This window comes from Lacipirellulaceae bacterium (assembly GCA_040218535.1).
In the GTDB taxonomy this organism is placed as follows: Bacteria; Planctomycetota; Planctomycetia; order Pirellulales; family Lacipirellulaceae; genus Adhaeretor.
This window is the reverse complement of record JAVJRG010000012.1, coordinates 580,291-593,199: the sequence shown is the minus strand read 5'-3', so window position 1 is coordinate 593,199 and position 12,909 is coordinate 580,291. Positions and strand designations below refer to the sequence as shown.

At 54.4% G+C, this 12,909-nt stretch carries 12 protein-coding genes; 4 read left to right on the top strand and 8 right to left on the bottom strand.

The features are described from left to right. Positions 1-179: 179 nt before the first annotated feature. The 5 genes from RIB44_16450 to RIB44_16430 form a co-directional block, all read right to left on the bottom strand. Positions 180-1,151 carry a M48 family metalloprotease gene (locus tag RIB44_16450; protein ID MEQ8618168.1) on the bottom strand — a complete coding sequence of 324 codons (972 nt, stop codon included), beginning with the start codon at positions 1,149-1,151 and terminating at the stop codon, positions 180-182. 134 nt (positions 1,152-1,285) lie between these two features. Further along, positions 1,286-1,813, bottom strand: coding sequence for a DUF1643 domain-containing protein (locus RIB44_16445; GenBank protein ID MEQ8618167.1), 528 nt, complete (start codon positions 1,811-1,813; stop codon positions 1,286-1,288). 53 nt (positions 1,814-1,866) lie between these two features. Beyond that, positions 1,867-3,153, bottom strand: coding sequence for a cysteine desulfurase (locus RIB44_16440; protein ID MEQ8618166.1), 1,287 nt, complete (start codon positions 3,151-3,153; stop codon positions 1,867-1,869). Between the two features lie 91 nt (positions 3,154-3,244). Then, positions 3,245-3,634 carry an SUF system NifU family Fe-S cluster assembly protein gene (locus tag RIB44_16435; protein MEQ8618165.1) on the bottom strand — a complete coding sequence of 130 codons (390 nt, stop codon included), beginning with the start codon at positions 3,632-3,634 and terminating at the stop codon, positions 3,245-3,247. A gap of 115 nt (positions 3,635-3,749) precedes the next feature. Further along, entirely contained in the window at positions 3,750-5,276 is a 1,527-nt protein-coding gene (locus tag RIB44_16430; GenBank protein ID MEQ8618164.1) for a sigma-54 dependent transcriptional regulator, read from the bottom strand. A gap of 303 nt (positions 5,277-5,579) precedes the next feature. Between RIB44_16430 and RIB44_16425 the strand changes: the two genes are divergently transcribed. From RIB44_16425 to RIB44_16415, 3 genes are all read left to right on the top strand, one after another. Then, positions 5,580-5,744, top strand: a complete 165-nt coding sequence (locus RIB44_16425) for a DUF1328 domain-containing protein (protein MEQ8618163.1) — start codon at positions 5,580-5,582, stop codon at positions 5,742-5,744. Between the two features lie 99 nt (positions 5,745-5,843). Beyond that, the gene (locus RIB44_16420) at positions 5,844-6,323 is read left to right on the top strand and encodes a PA2169 family four-helix-bundle protein (GenBank protein ID MEQ8618162.1); all 480 of its coding nucleotides are present in this window, start codon (positions 5,844-5,846) and stop codon (positions 6,321-6,323) included. 96 nt (positions 6,324-6,419) lie between these two features. Then, positions 6,420-7,322, top strand: a complete 903-nt coding sequence (locus tag RIB44_16415) for a hypothetical protein (GenBank protein MEQ8618161.1) — start codon at positions 6,420-6,422, stop codon at positions 7,320-7,322. Positions 7,323-7,404: 82 nt separating this feature from the next. Here the strand turns inward: RIB44_16415 and RIB44_16410 are convergent, their stop codons facing one another. From RIB44_16410 to RIB44_16400, 3 genes are all read right to left on the bottom strand, one after another. Next, entirely contained in the window at positions 7,405-9,033 is a 1,629-nt protein-coding gene (locus RIB44_16410) for an NAD(P)/FAD-dependent oxidoreductase (protein ID MEQ8618160.1), read from the bottom strand. A 101-nt stretch (positions 9,034-9,134) separates the two neighbouring features. Then, positions 9,135-9,629 (bottom strand): histidine phosphatase family protein, encoded by a 495-nt coding sequence (locus RIB44_16405; GenBank protein MEQ8618159.1) that lies wholly within the window; start codon positions 9,627-9,629, stop codon positions 9,135-9,137. Between the two features lie 232 nt (positions 9,630-9,861). Next, entirely contained in the window at positions 9,862-10,902 is a 1,041-nt protein-coding gene (locus RIB44_16400; GenBank protein ID MEQ8618158.1) for a hypothetical protein, read from the bottom strand. Between the two features lie 132 nt (positions 10,903-11,034). Here RIB44_16400 and RIB44_16395 point away from each other — a divergent pair, with 132 nt between their 5' ends. Beyond that, the gene (locus RIB44_16395; GenBank protein MEQ8618157.1) at positions 11,035-12,906 is read left to right on the top strand and encodes an ABC transporter ATP-binding protein; all 1,872 of its coding nucleotides are present in this window, start codon (positions 11,035-11,037) and stop codon (positions 12,904-12,906) included. The last annotated feature ends 3 nt before the right edge of the window (positions 12,907-12,909 follow it).

Here is a 12,909-nt window from a genome sequence, read left to right as displayed (position 1 = left end):
CACGGGACGTTTTTTGTCAACGAATCTCAAAGTAGCCCTCTCGCTCCGCGAGAGGATAGCGGCGATTGTTAGACAGGTCTCTTGCCTGGGCGGTTGGCGGCGGGGCCGCAATTCATCTCGCGGAGCGAGATGGCTACGAAAATTCGTGAAATTCGTGTGATTCGTTGACAAGAAATCCGCTATTGCCGCAACCCGTCAGGCACGCCGTTCGGGAACTGCTTGGCGATCACTTCTTCAATGTAAGCCACGCGGTTCTCAGGCTTCGGATGCGTGCTAAGAAACTCGGGCGGCCCCTGTCCCCCTGTTGCTTCGTCGAGAATTTTCATCACGCCGATCATCGCCCGTGGGTCGTAGCCGGCCATCGCCGTGAGTTTGACGGCCCACTTGTCGCTTTCGAGCTCATGATCGCGACCATACTTCATGCTCAAAGCGCTAGAAATCATCTGCGCCATCCGTTGCCCCCCGGCGTCGCCGCCAAGAACGCCCATCGCTCCAGCAAGGCCCTGGTAGAGCCCTTGCTTGGCCATCCGTTTGTTGCCATGTCGCAAGAGGACGTGGCCGATTTCATGACCTAAGACACCAGCCAGTTCGCCATCGGTCAGGCGATCGTAAAGAGCGTGCGTAATGAACACCGGCCCGCCGGGCAGCGCGAAGGCGTTCACCGTTTGTGGGTCGGCGAGCAGCGTGAAGTGAAAACTATCACGGTAAGGGTTGTGACGATCAGACCCTGCCAGCTCTTCATCGAGCGCGGCAAGCAGGCGTTGCCCGATGTTGTGGACACGTCGTCGGTCCGCCAAGCTATTCGACGGCCCGCCATGTTGTTGAATCATCTTCGGGGCGGCTTGCAGGCCAAGTTGAATCTCTTCCGCCTCGTCGGCCATCGCCACGCGTTCGCTCTCGCCTGTGACTTCGTTCACATCACCCGGCTTGCCGTAGTAGCTAATCAAAGCAAACACGGCTATTCCCGCCGCGATCAACAGCCGCATCTTGATAGCGCTGCCCATGCCACCACCGGCAGAACGCTGCCCTCGGCTGCCACCGCCAAACATTGGACGCTGCCTGCGACGTTGTTGAGGTTGGCGTTGCTGCGGGAAGGGAAACGGAAAGCCGCCGCTACGTTTGCGCGATTGGCCGGGGAATTGGAAGGGCATCGAGAGTTTCCTTGAAGAGGCTCGAGTTTGTTCGTGCGTGATTATAGCGGAGAACTTACTGGAAAAGCAAAACGATTAGGCTTCGACGCAAAGACGCGAAGTGCGCAGAGAGCTGCCAATCGCATACCTGTAAGTCAGAGAAGAACCCTGAGGATATAACTACTGGAATGTTCTCCACACCGTGGGTGCTTTGTTGTTTGGTAGCAACGCAAACCAGCTCTTTTCTTGAGGAATGCTTTAATCGCAACTTGTCGATCGCAGTAAGTATTAGATGAACCCCAGGCGATAATAGCCAAGTCAGATTTGCTAATTGCCTTCTGAATATACTTGTCGTTTTCCGCTCCGATGTCGGAAGGCTTACCCTGAAAATTGTTGGTCTTGACTCTTGCAAACTGGTTAACAATCAACAGCCGGGACACAGCTGAAAATCTAGGAAAACGCTTCTCGAAAAAATAGTTTTCCAAAAACTTGACACTTTTGTCCGCTTTCTCCTGATTGGCTTCGCTCGGATTCTGCATGACTATGCATGCCGTTTCGCCAGACCCCTTGGGCTGCGATCTAAGTTTCACATCCAAGAGGTATCGGTACCGTACACCTTTCACAGTCTCTGCAACCACATCTACACTGAGGTCGCTGCGGTGATAGTAGACCCTCTTTGCCATAAACAGCATCCTCTCTGCGTTTCTTTGCGTCCTTCGCGCCTTTGCGTCAAAAACTACGTACGTCGCGGCTTGCGCTTCCGCCCCTGCGGCTTGAACTTCTCCTGTACCGCCTTCACACCTTCAACCAAACGGTCGACTTCATTGAGGGTGTTGTACAGATAGAAACTGGCACGCGTACTGGAAGTAATTCCTAGTAGTGCGTGTAGCGGTTGCGTGCAATGATGTCCAGCACGCACCGCCACGCCGAAATTGTCGTTCAGGATTTGGGCGAACTCGTGAGCGTGAATCTTCTCGAACGAAAAACATACTAAGCCAGCACGATGCGCGGGCGCAGGACCGAGGATCGTTAGCCCTTCGACTTCGCTAAGGCGCGTGTAAGCTTCGCTGACGAGGACCTGTTCGTGTGCGTGAATCTTCTCGAGCCCAACTTCTGAGAGATAATCCACCGCGGCCCGCATGGCGATCACTGGTACAATCGGTGGTGTGCCAGCTTCGAACTTCGAAGGCAATTCCGCCGGCGTGAAGCTATCGAGTTTCACCTCGTTGATCATGCTCCCTCCGCCCAAGAATGGAGGCATCGCGTCGAGCAACTCTTCTTTACCATAGAGGACGCCCACGCCCGAGGGGCCGCACATCTTGTGGCCGCTGAAAGCGAGAAAATCGCAATCGAGCTGCTGCACATCCGTCGGCATGTGCGGAACACTTTGTGCGGCATCAATCAGCACAAGTGCGCCCGCTGCATGCGATTTGGCAACGATCTCTTCAACGGGGTTCACCGTGCCAAGCGTGTTGGAAACACTCACGACCGAAACCATCTTAGTTCGCTCAGACAGCAGCGTCTCGAATGCCGCCATGTCGAGTCGGCCATCCTCGGTGAGCGGAATGTGCTTCAGTACCGCTCCGGTCCGCTCGGCAAGCTGATGCCACGGGACGAGGTTCGAGTGATGCTCCATTACCGTGAGCAGAATCTCATCGCCTTCCTTGAGATTTGCATCTCCCCAACTTCGGGCGACGAGGTTGATCGAAGCGGTCGTCCCTTGCGTAAAAATGCACTCGCGGGAACTCTTCGCGTTGATGAACGCCCGGACACTCTCCCGTGCTTCCTCGTAGAGTTCGGTGCTGCGTTCGCTCAGCGTATGAATTCCACGATGGACATTCGCGTAGTCGCGCTCATAGACGCGAGAGATCGCATCAATCACCTGCGAAGGTCGTTGCGTGCTTGCCGCATTGTCGAGAAACGCGAGCGGGTGACCATTCTGAACGGTTTCTCGAAGGATCGGAAAGTCGTCGCGAAACGACTCGGAAAGTAACTGGGAATTGCTGACTTCAACGGCATTCATTTTTTTGAACCACAGAAGGGGATAAATGACCAATAACCAAGCCTAAATGACCAAAGGGATTCATTGCAGCGTATTAGTCATTTGGATTTGATCATTGGTCATTCGTAGGAGCATGCACCGCCGATTGCAGCACCTTCCAAGAGAGCAAGCAACACTTCTGTCGGTTCGGGGTGAGCCGCGGGCCGTAGAGGTCGAGCATGTTTTCGGCGCTAAAGTCTTTCAGGTCGTCGACCGTCTTGCCTTGCATTTCTTCCAGCAACATCGAGGCCGAGGCTTGGCTAATCACGCAGCCTTGGCCTTCGAAATAGGCATCGGTGATTTTTCCCGCTTCGTCGAGCTTCAACTCGATCCGCACGACGTCGCCGCACAGCGGATTCTTGTCCTCATGCGCATGGGTCGCGTCGGCCAGGTTGCCGCGGTGGAAAGGGTCTTCGTAGTGGTCGAGGATATGCTCTTCGTAGAGCTCTTCTTCGGAGGGCATGGTGGGAAGGTCAAGGTACGATGTGCGAGGGACGAAGTGCTAATGACATTGCTGATCCGCACTTCTGATTACTTCCATCTTACCTCGAACACGCCCCGCGGCTAGCATCCCGTTCCTACTCGGCAGGAACGGGGTCCACTGCCGGCTCTTCCTCGACCTTGACAACTTGGTCAATCACGATTCCCAGCGAGCGAATCTTGTTTCGCAGGCTACCGCGGGTAATGCCAAGGATGCGGGCCGCCTCGGACTGGTTGCCGTCGGTTTGTCTAAGTAAGAAAGTGAGGAGCTCACGGTCAACCCGATCGATAACCTCGCTGTAGAGGTCGGAAGTCCCTGCGGCGAGGCGTTTCTGAAAGAAGGTCAGTAGCCCCTCAGCGGTGGTGGAATTACTGATACTTGTCTCGGCGTTGATTGCTGCGTCTTCGACCGGCCATGAGGTTCGCGTTTCTCTTTCCTCAAGCGCGACGGCATCCTCGCCAAGAATGGGTTCAGGCAGCGAGGTTTCTAAGAGCACAGGTCCTGGTGTTAACAGTACCGCCTTGCGGAGCAAACTCTCCAGCTCGCGAACATTGCCAGGCCAATCGTAGGCGAGCAATAGTTCTCGCGCTTTTGGTGCAACGCCGGTTAGTTCTTTGTCGAGCTCTTCGGCAATGCGAGCGAGAAAATGCTCAATTAATATTTGCAGATCGTCGCCCCGTTCGCGAAGTGGAGGCAGATTGATCGCGAAACCATTCAGCCGATAGTAAAGGTCGTCGCGATAGTCACCTTCGCGACACATCTCTTCTAGGGGACGATTTGTGGCAGAGAGAATACGCACGTCGGTCTTGATGGTTTCGCGACCACCAACGCGTTCAAACTCTTGCTGTTGGAGCAGTCGCAATACTTTGCCTTGCAGCGAGGGAGACATGTCGCCGACCTCATCGAGGAAGATCGTTCCTCCGTTGCATTGTTCGAACTTGCCGATACGCTGCTCATTCGCCCCAGTGAAGGCGCCTTTTTCATGGCCAAAAAGCTCGCTTTCCAGCAGATTTTCAGAAAGCGCTGCGCAGTTGACGGCTAAGAATGGTTTGTTCGCACGATCGCTATGCTGATAGATCGCCCGCGCGACCAGCTCTTTCCCTGTACCACTTTCACCACGGATTAATACGGCAACATTTTGCGCGGCAACACGTCCTATTTCCTTGAAAACGTTTTGCATCGCTTCGCAAGAACCAACGAACTCGTCCGCTTTCTCGTCGGGCTTTAGAAGGCGGTCCAATGCGACCTTGCGTGTCATCATGCGTCGCGATTTCGCCGCATCTTCGATGACAAGCTCAAGACGTGGTTCGTCGATAGGAAGCGTCAAGAAATCGAATGCCCCCTTCTTCATCGCTTCAATGGCGATCTCACTTGAAGCCTCCGAGGCGAAGATGATCACCGGGAGTTGAGCATCGATCTCGATGAGTTCGTCATAAAAGTCTAAACCCGAGCGGTCGGGAAGATCATTCTCCAGGAGAACGATCTCTGGCTGGTGATCTTTTATAAAGCTAATGGCCTCCTCTGCGGTCCCCACGTGCTTGACTTCAAGAGGAGAGTGATACGTGACGCACTGCAGCGAGGGCAGCAATGAGGGGTCGTTGCCGACCAGCAGAATAATCGACATGGGAAAGATCTCGACCTAAGGCCTGACCGAGATAGTGAGCGGTAGTCCCTTATCTTAAACACGCTCTCTGGCGGGCGATAGCTCTGCGTCACTTGAATCTGGTCACTTCGCCACCGACCTGGTTGATCAACCGTCAGCCAGTCTTGGCTGATTATCCTCCAAAGCAGCAAAAACCGCTGGAAAACAAGGGTGACGCGGCTTTGGCATGAGGGTTGCAACCTAAGTATCGCAACGCGAACGACACATGAAAGTGTTCGCTATTCAAAACTTCGTCACCCTGTTTTTAGAAAGGTTTGGTGCATCATGCTTAGTTGGGCACTTACATTTTTCCTGATTGCTTTGATTGCTGGCGTACTGGGATTTACGGGCGTAGCCGGTGCTTCGGCCAGTATCGCGCAGATTTGTTTCTTCATATTTCTAGTGTTGTTCGTGGTCAGCTTGGTCGTTCCTAAGCTGCGAAGCGTCTAGCACTTCTCGCGAGGCAGCTCAACACCGCCTCGCCTTGTTTTCTTCGGAAAGCATCTGTTAACCATCCACCCTAACGACTAATTCCAAGGAGGAATTATTATGAGTTTATTAGCATCGGAAACGAAATACGACCTCAAGCCAGAGGTTATTGATAATCTTGCGAAGATTCGTCAAGCAAATATTGACGCGGCAGACGGATTCACTGAAGCCGCCAAACATCTTGACGATCCAACCCTTAAGTCGAAGTTCGAGAAGTGGGCACAACAACGTCGTGCAAACTCGACCGAACTCGGGGAGTTGATCGAGATCAATGGCGAGGAGATCGATCGTGAAGGTAGCTGGTTGGCCGCTTTCCACCGCTGCTATCTCAACATGAAAGCGGCTCTGACTTCTGACGACAAGCAAACCGTTTTGGAAGAAGCTGAAGCCGGTGAAGATCATATCAAAGAGGCATACGAAGAAGTGCTGAAGGACACACCCGGCTCTGCGGTGAACGATGTTATTCAGCACCAGTATGCAGAAGTGAAGAAAGTCCACGACGAAGTTCGTGATCTCCGCGACTCCTACAAGCAGAGCTAGAAAGCTTGCAGGGTGCGAACCTCCGCTCGGAGGATTGATGATTTTCCAACGAGCGGAGGGTCTGAATATCACAGTCAGCGAAAGAAGCTGACATGAATGAATTTCTACTTTGAAGGGAGTAACAATATGTTTGGTAAATTTCGTAAAACGCGATTCAGTAAGTTCGGAGCGAGTGCACTTGGTGCCATGTTGATTCTTCCAGTGGCTAGTGAAGTCAGTGGACAGGGGCCCGTACGAAATACAGCCCGCGGTGTGGCTCAAGGCGCGGCCAGTATTACTCGAGGTGCCGCCCAAGCAACTCGTAACGTCGCACAGGGTGCCGCACAGGTAACTCGCAACACAGTACAAGGTGCAGCCAATGTGACGCGACGTGCTGGACAAGCAACAGTTAATACGCTTGACCGTACAACTGACCGTATCACGCAGCCATTTAATGGTCGTTATTCAAGTAACTATCGCGGCAATGCCTACGTGCAACCATCGCAGTCTTACCAGTCGAATGAAGGACAGTGGTGGTATGATGGTAATGTACAGCATCAGTCTTATGCGACCGTTGGTCAGCCGGTAAAGTATCAGCAGGCTGCTAATAACTCACCTGTGTACACATTGCAGCATGACGCCAATGGACGCGAGTTCATCTGTGCGAATGGTCAAAGGATTTACTTTGATAATCAGGCCGCGACAGCACAATCGTCGAGCTCAGGGAGTGAAGTTGAAGAGACAGCGATTAATAAAGCTGAGCAGCCATCGGACGAAAGTGTAGCGGAAGGTCAACAAGCACCTCCTGCTAAAGCTCAGACTGAGGAAGCTCTTGCGAATCAGCAGTCTAAAGCTGACGCAGATGTAGATGCAGAAAGTGATCTTCCCGCGGATAATTCGCAGTCTGAACAAGACGACCTTGAAGCTTCAGTTGAAGCCGACCAAAACACTGATGTAGAGGTCGGTGACAGTAAGTCGAAAGTCGACTCAAATCTTGCTTCAACAGTCGATGTGAAATAGTTGATTAGTTCATTCTAATCAACTTTTCAGGCGAAGGCCCGCGACGGTTAAAACTGTCGCGGGCATTTTCTTTTTGTAGGTTCTACCAGCTCTTGTCCCGTAGAATCTCCGTCGCGGCATTCTTTCCGCAGCTTCCCATCACGCCGCCGCCGGGATGACTGGCAGCTCCGCAGAGATAGAGCCCTGGCACTGGCGTGCGATGGTCGGCCCAGCCAGCGACCGGACGAAAGCAGTAGAGCTGGTGCGGCCCCATCGCTCCCTGCATGATGTTGCCGCCGGTGATGCCGTAGACACTTTCGAGGTCGACGGGCGTGAGCACCTGACGATGCTCAATCGCTCCCGGGACGTTGGGTGCGTATTCGGCGAGGACCTCGATGCAGCGATCGGCAAATGATTCACGCTTTTCTTCCCACGTGCCCTCCGCCAAATCGTATGGAGCATACTGCACGAACATGCTCAAGATGTGTTTGCCCTCAGGAGCGATCGTGTGATCGACGCTCGTAGCCATCGTCATTTCGAGAACCGGGTTCTCGCTAGGGCGACCATACTTCGCATCGTCGTACGCGCGGTCGATATAGTCCATCGTCGGGCCAACGTGCATCGTGCCGTGATGGTGTGGCATGATTCCTTCTGATGGCAGGCAAGTAAAGTTTGGCGGTTCGGCCAGTGCTAAGTTGATCTTAGCCGAAGCGCTGGCGTAGTCGATTCGGCTCACAGCAGCGCGGAACTCATCGGGCAAGACGCTGGGGTCGAGCATCTTGTTGAAGGTTAAGTTCGCATCGACGCTCGAAGCAACGACGTGAGCCTCGAGCTGCGAACCATCGACGAGACCCACACCGCTGACTCCTGACTTGTCGGTATGAATCGAATTCACGGGCGACTCGCGACGGATGTCAACGCCTAGCTGCTGGCAGACTTTCTCCAACGAATCTGCGAGCCCGCCCATGCCCCCTTCGACGTAGCCCCAAACACCCCGCGCACCGCCTGCTTCACCCATCACGTGATGCAACAACACATAAGCACTGCCGGGTGAACTGATCGAAGTAAACGCGCCGATAATGGCATCAGTCGCGAGCGTCGCTTTCAGCGCCTCGGATTCAAACCAGCGATCAAGAATCGGGCGTGCGGCGGCAGTTAGCAGCTCAACCGCTTCGGGCATCGCGTCGCCAAGATTCTTGAGTGCGCCATACATCGCCCAGAGTTTTTTTCCGTCGCGAAGTTTCTTCCCAAACCCGATCTTCCGCCAGCTCTCGGGCAACGGTAACGGATCAGGGGCTGCCTCAGAGAGGGTTGGCTCTAGCGTCGCAGCCACCTTTTCGAGCAGCTTGTTGTAACGCGGATAGGCCTGCGTATCGCGAAGACTAAACTTGCCAATCTCACGTTCGCAGAGTGCCGCGTCGGGTCCGAGCGTGAGACTTCGACCATCGGGCAACGGCGTGAACGAGGAAGGCGTCCGTGGGAGAATCTTCAGCCCGTTGTCTTTGAGTGCTAGCTCGCGAATGATCTGCGTCTGAAACAGACTGATCACATACGCGGCGGTCGAGACTTTATAACCGGGCCAAAGTTCTTCGGTCGTCGCGCAACCACCGAGCACATGGCGGCGTTCCAGAACGCAAACCTTGCGACCAGCCTTCGCCAGATAAGCAGCGCAGACAAGCCCGTTGTGGCCTCCGCCGATAATGATGCAGTCGTACTTTCCGTGTTTTGGCACTCGTTGGTTCCTCCTTGAGATGCGTGTTCCTCAAGAATACGCGATGCGAGCCTGTTTTCGTAGGGTATGCCGAGGAACGAGGCATACCCTACGCATTACATTCAAACCCCAAGCGACTTCGCCGTCGTGTGCCAGTAGAGCTCGCCGCTTGAGTAGTCAATTTCGTCGAATAGTTGAATGGCAGCGATCGAGCCTTTCGCGAATCGAATGTGCGAGCGTCCCTGACCAATCACCGCGGAAGTCATCAGACCCACGTCGGGTGCATGACCAACCCAGGCGATCGAGGACCCCGAGTACGGGCGCGACCATTCGACGACCGCTTCAAAATCGCTCCCTGGGGTGAGGGCTTCGAGTTCGACAACCTCGGGATTTCCCGCAACGCCCGCGGCCATGATCTCGGCCGTTTGACGGCAACGGATGTAGGGGCTTGTGGCGATTACCTCAGGGGCTAAGCCGCGATCGGCAAGAAGTTCGATCACGCGCTCGTAACGCTCGATGCCTTCAGGTTCCAGCTCGCGCAGGGAATCGTTCGGCCAACCAGGATCACCAAACGAACCAGCCCAAGCGTGACGAGCGATGTAGAGGAATTCGGGCATGACAAGATTCTAGCAAACCAGGAGGAAGGGCGCAGCCTTTGTTTTTGGCCACGGATTGCACGGATGACACGGATGGATTCTGAGCACTACCAACACGCAGCGCTAGCAAGTAAATCGAGAGCAATTATTCACTTGCTGGCGCTGCGTGTTAATATTGTCGATCAACAAGAATCCGTGTCATCCGTGCAATCCGTGGCTTAATATAACTTCTCCGCTGTTAGATGGTTTTAGGCTATCGACTTCTCCACAACACGCGATCATCTATCCCAAGCTCTCGTTGCTTCTCCACAATCTCTGCTTTGAACCGCTTTGCATCTTGCGGGTAGCCAGCCGTTGGTTTGATGCCTGGGACTTGTTTCTGCCAAAAGGCGTTGAAACTTCTCATTGCCAGTTCACGATGATACTTGGCAATCATTGACGCGAGAGCGGCAGGGAGAAACGATTCACCTTTTGAGCGAAAACTGATCGTCGCCTGGCGGGTTTCTGATTGCCAGCGGTAACGACTCTCGCCACGGCTTTCGACTTCCGTTTCGATCCAATCTTCTGGAAAGTGATGTTGCAGGAGAGCCGCGTAACGATTCCGCCCGCCATGTTTGTCGCAAACGATGGAATAGCGAGTCGGGCTGTCCCCGGCCCCGTTTGAGTTTCCAAGAGCATCAATAACTCCACGCACGAGAGCGAGCGTGACATGACTCAATGCGGCTCCCTTGGTCTCATATTTCTCGACAAGTGTGTTGAACTCTTCGGGGTAAACCAATCGGCTTTGCATTTCGCAGAGCTTGATGTTAGTTTCTTCCAGCACGCGGCGAAGCCGACAAGCGACCTGGTCAACCGCTTGCGGTTTAGCATCAATCGGCAAGCGCTCATTGGCTTCTTGATACCATGGGATACCCGCACGATGATTGGCAGGGTCCGCAGAGGTCGCAGCGAAGAATTCCTCGACATTCGTTGGTGTTTTGCCTTCGCTACCTGACGCTCTCAGTGCTGAAAGAACACCCAATTCCAAGTGTTTCAAGCCGGCGCTCCCTTTGGCATGCGAGGCGGGCTTGTAGAGTTGCTTCGAGTCGGCAATTGCAACTTTTCCTTCAGAAGCTGTTTGTGTAACGATATCGGAGAGAGTCTCGTAGAGGTTTGGTAATGTGGCTGCCCCTTGCCCTGAATCTTTGGGGAATGGGCCTACTATCGACTCGACTTTCCACGCAGTCGCACCGATACACAACGGCCCCAGATTCGGACCATAACCCGCTTCGTCGATGCCGATGAGGTATGTCATGCCGAGCAGTGTAGCAAAGTGGCTAAAAGTTGCGCTTCGTTTCGTGACGACGATCACCTAAAATGTGGTTCACGCTCACAAGCGGACGCCACCGAGGGCGTTCCCTACAGACCACCATTTGAAGGTTCACCCGTGTCCACCGCCGTTGTTGATGTCAGCGATCTCCACACCCACTTCCATACCGACGAGGGCGTTGTCAAAGCCGTTGATGGAGTCTCGTTTCGCATCGAACCGGGACATACGCTCGGAATCGTCGGGGAGAGCGGCTCGGGCAAGTCGGTCACGTCGCTTTCGATCATGCAACTACTGGCTTCTTCAGCGAAGATCGAGACCGGCTCCATCTCGCTGCTGGGCAAGAACTTGGTCGGTTTGCCCGAGCCCGAGATGCGCGACATCCGTGGCAAGGATGTCAGCATGATTTTTCAAGAGCCGATGACCTCGCTGAATCCCGTATTCACCGTCGGTGCCCAAGTGATGGAGGCGATTATCCTCCATCAGAAAACCACCAAGGAAGAAGCACGGCAGAAAACGATTGAGTTGTTTCAAGAGGTTGGCATTCCGGAGCCGGAGCAGCGCGTCGATTCCTATCCGCATCAAATGTCGGGCGGGCAGAAGCAGCGGGTGATGATTGCGATGGCGCTCTCTTGCAATCCGAAGCTGCTGATCGCCGACGAGCCGACGACCGCGCTCGACGTGACGATTCAAAAGCAAATCCTCGACATGCTACGCAAGTTACGCGACGAACGCGGCATGGCCATCTTGTTCATCACCCACGATCTGGGCGTGATCGCGGAGATCGCCGACGAAGTGCTGGTGATGTTCCGTGGCGAGATGGTGGAGCAGGGCACCGTCCTTGAGATTTTCGAGAACCCCAAGCACCCTTACACGAAAGGCCTGCTCGCCTGCCGCCCGCGGCTTGATACGCCTTATCGACTGCTTCCCACGGTAAGCGACTTCATGGAAGCGAAGACAATCGAAGATGAGCAGGGTCGTCGCGTCGAGGTGATCGAGAAGCGAATCAGCGAGGAGCGGCTCAATCAACTCAAGACGCAGGGCCGCGGCAGGCTGCTGCACCCCAAGAGCCAACTTGCTGAGATTGGCCATCCTTGGGAAGAAGCGAACCACCTTCCCGACGCGACAGCCGTCGAGGAAGGGACCAAGCCGCTGCTTTCGATTCGTGATCTGAAAGTCCACTTCCCTGTGCGACGAGGTTTGCTGGCACGAGTGGTTGATCATGTGAAAGCGGTCGATGGGGTCAGCTTCGACGTCTATCCGGGGCAAACTTTGGGGCTTGTGGGCGAGAGCGGTTGCGGCAAGACGACCACAGGCCGCGCGATTTTGCGACTGATTGAACCGACCAGCGGCGAGGTTACCTTTGACGGGATCGACGTTGCAGGGCTTGGCAGAAAAGACTTGCGCGAGATTCGCAGCCGTATGCAGATCATTTTCCAAGATCCCTACGGCTCGTTGAATCCTCGCATGACGATCGAATCGGCAATCACCGAACCAATGGTCATTCAAGGGATTGGCGATTCGAAGAAAGACCGTCGTGACCGTGCCGCGGCACTGCTGGAAGAAGTGGACCTCAGCCCCGCCTTCTTGCGACGCTATCCGCACGAATTCTCCGGCGGCCAACGCCAGCGGATTTGCATCGCGCGTTCGATTGCCGTGGAACCGGAGTTCATCATCTGTGATGAATCGGTTTCGGCACTCGATGTTTCCGTACAAGCCCAAGTGTTGAATCTGTTGAAGCGACTTCAAGAGCAGCGCGGGCTAACTTACATTTTCATCAGCCACGATTTGAGCGTCGTGAAGTTCATGGCTGACATGATGGCAGTGATGAACAAAGGCAAGATAGTCGAATTCGGTCCCAGCGAAGCCATCTACGAGCATCCGCGAGAGCAGTACACGCAGCGTCTCATCAGCGCGACACCCAATGACGATCTCGAACACATTCGCAAGCTGGTGGCTCAGAGAGAGCAACAGAGGGGTAACGAATCGTAGCGA

Bases quoted from the DNA above. Each gene is read 5' to 3' on its own strand.
- RIB44_16400 (MEQ8618158.1), bottom strand. From the start codon at position 10,902: ATGACATACCTCATCGGCATCGACGAAGCGGGTTATGGTCCGAATCTG.
- RIB44_16445 (MEQ8618167.1), bottom strand. From the start codon at position 1,813: ATGGCAAAGAGGGTCTACTATCACCGCAGCGACCTCAGTGTAGATGTG.
- RIB44_16435 (MEQ8618165.1), bottom strand. From the start codon at position 3,634: ATGCCCTCCGAAGAAGAGCTCTACGAAGAGCATATCCTCGACCACTAC.
- RIB44_16415 (MEQ8618161.1), top strand. From the start codon at position 6,420: ATGAATTTCTACTTTGAAGGGAGTAACAATATGTTTGGTAAATTTCGT.
- RIB44_16425 (MEQ8618163.1), top strand. From the start codon at position 5,580: ATGCTTAGTTGGGCACTTACATTTTTCCTGATTGCTTTGATTGCTGGC.
- RIB44_16420 (MEQ8618162.1), top strand. From the start codon at position 5,844: ATGAGTTTATTAGCATCGGAAACGAAATACGACCTCAAGCCAGAGGTT.
- RIB44_16440 (MEQ8618166.1), bottom strand. From the start codon at position 3,153: ATGAATGCCGTTGAAGTCAGCAATTCCCAGTTACTTTCCGAGTCGTTT.
- RIB44_16450 (MEQ8618168.1), bottom strand. From the start codon at position 1,151: ATGCCCTTCCAATTCCCCGGCCAATCGCGCAAACGTAGCGGCGGCTTT.
- RIB44_16405 (MEQ8618159.1), bottom strand. From the start codon at position 9,629: ATGCCCGAATTCCTCTACATCGCTCGTCACGCTTGGGCTGGTTCGTTT.
- RIB44_16430 (MEQ8618164.1), bottom strand. From the start codon at position 5,276: ATGTCGATTATTCTGCTGGTCGGCAACGACCCCTCATTGCTGCCCTCG.